Here is a 2204-nt window from a genome sequence, read left to right as displayed (position 1 = left end):
GCGGTGAGCCGGCAGCTGCCGGTTCTGCTGGGTGGCGCGGCGGCCGCGCTCGCCGTGGGCACGGGTGGGGCGGCGCTGGTGCGGCGGCGGCTGCGCCGCCAGACGCGCGGCTTGGGCCCGGCCGAGATGACGCGGATGTACGAGCACCACGATGCGGTGCTGCACGCGGTCCGCGAAGGCGTGCTGATCGTCGGCGGCCAGGGACGGGTGTTGCTGGCGAACGACGAGGCCCGGCGGCTGTTGGAGCTGCCGCCCGATGTCGAGGGGCGGCCGGTCACCGAGCTCGGGCTCGGTCCCGGGCTGGCCGAGCTGCTGGCGTCGGGGCAGGCCGCCACCGACGAGGTGCACCTCGCCGGAGACCGGCTGCTCGCCGTCAACAACCGGCCCACCACGCCGTTCGGCGGAGGGCCCGGCAGCGTCGCAACCATCCGGGACACCACCGAGCTGCGGGCGCTGGCCGGTCAGGCGGAGGCGGCGCGGGCCCGGCTGCGGCTGCTCTACGACGCGGGGCTGCGGGTCGGCACCACCTTGGACGTGGAGCGCACCGCCCAGGAGCTGGCCGACGTGGTGGTTCCCCGGTTCGCGGACTACGCCACCGTCGAGCTGGCCGAGCCGGTGCTGTACGGCGCCGAGCCGCTCCCGGACCGGCTCGGCACCGTGCCGGGCCTGCGGATCCGCCGTGCGGCGGCCAGCGGCGTCAGCGACGACCCGTCGTTCTACCCCGTGGGCTCGCAGATCAGCCCGCTGCCCGGCACGCCGGAGGAGACCGCCCTGACGAGCGGGCACGTCGTGCTCGCCGCCGACCTGCGCCAGGCGCACTCCTGGCGGGCGCGCGACCCGCAAACCACCGACCGAATTCTCGCGTACGGAGTCCACTCGCTGATCTCCGCGACGCTCAAGGCGCGCGGTCTGACCCTGGGCACGGTCAACTTCTGGCGCGCGGGCCAGTCCGCCCCGTTCGGGGAAGAGGACGTCACCTTCGCCGAGGAACTGGTCACCCGCGCGGCGATCTGCATCGACAACGCCCGCCGCTACACCCGCGAACACCGGATGGCCGAGACCCTGCAACGCAGCCTGCTGCCCCGCGGACTGCCCGAGCAGAGCGCACTGGACGTCGCCTACCGCTACCTGCCGGCGCTGCACGGGGTGGGCGGGGACTGGTTCGACGTCATCCCACTGCCCGGCTTCCGCGTGGCACTGGTCGTCGGCGACGTCGTCGGGCACGGCCTGCACGCCGCCGCCACCATGGGCCGACTGCGCACCGCGGTGCTCAACTTCTCCACCCTCGACCTGCCCCCGGACGAACTGATCGCCCGCCTCGACGAACTGGTCGCCCGGCTCGACCAAGACGAGGTGGCTACGGGAGAAGGCGACATCGAGGGCGAGAACGAGCGAGTGGCCGTCACGGGCGCCACCTGCCTGTACGCGATCTACGATCCGGTCTCCGGACACTGCACCATGGCACGCGCCGGCCACCCACCGCCCGCGCTGGTCCACACCGACGGCGGCGTGGAGTTCGTCGACCTGCCCGCCGGGCCGCCGCTCGGCGTCGGCGGCCTGCCCTTCGAAACCACCGAACTGCAGCTGGCGCCCGGCACCGCACTGGTGCTCTACACCGACGGACTCGTCGCCAACCGCCACCGCGACCTGGAAAGCGGACTCGCCGCACTCCGCCGCTCCCTGGCACACGCCCATACGGACGAATCCCCCGACGACACCTGCCGGGCCGTGTTCGACACGCTGGTCCCGCCGCGCCCGGCAGATGACATCGCGCTCCTCGTCGCACGCACACGGCTGCTCCAGCCCGGCCAGGTGGCCAGCTGGGACGTGCCGTACGACTTCGCCGCCGTCTCACACATCCGGAACGCATGCACCGACCAGCTGGAAACCTGGGGACTGGAGGAACTGACCTTCACCACCGAGCTGATCCTCAGCGAGCTGATCACCAACGCCATCCGCCACGGTGCCGAGCCGGTCCGCGTCCGCATGCTGCACGACCGCAGCCTGATCTGCGAAGTCTCCGACGGCAGCAGCACCGCCCCGCACCTGCGCTACGCCGCCACCACGGACGAGGGCGGTCGGGGCTTGTTCCTGGTGGCCCAGCTGGCCGAGCGGTGGGGGACCAGGTACACGGCTCGCGGCAAGGTCATCTGGTCCGAACAACCACTGACCGCGCCCGAGTTCCAGTTCGAGGCGATGCTGCT

At 72.8% G+C, this 2204-nt stretch carries 1 protein-coding gene; it reads left to right on the top strand.

What is annotated here, in order from left to right; genetic code table 11:
* The coding region (locus ABD369_RS40395; RefSeq protein WP_344641627.1) for a SpoIIE family protein phosphatase at nt 1-2204 on the top strand (2204 nt) is incomplete at both ends.

Source organism: Kitasatospora cystarginea, assembly GCF_039533515.1.
GTDB classification, from domain to species: Bacteria; Actinomycetota; Actinomycetes; order Streptomycetales; family Streptomycetaceae; genus Kitasatospora; species Kitasatospora cystarginea.
Note: the sequence above shows the minus strand (reverse complement) of the source record. Positions and strands in the feature narration are given on the sequence as shown.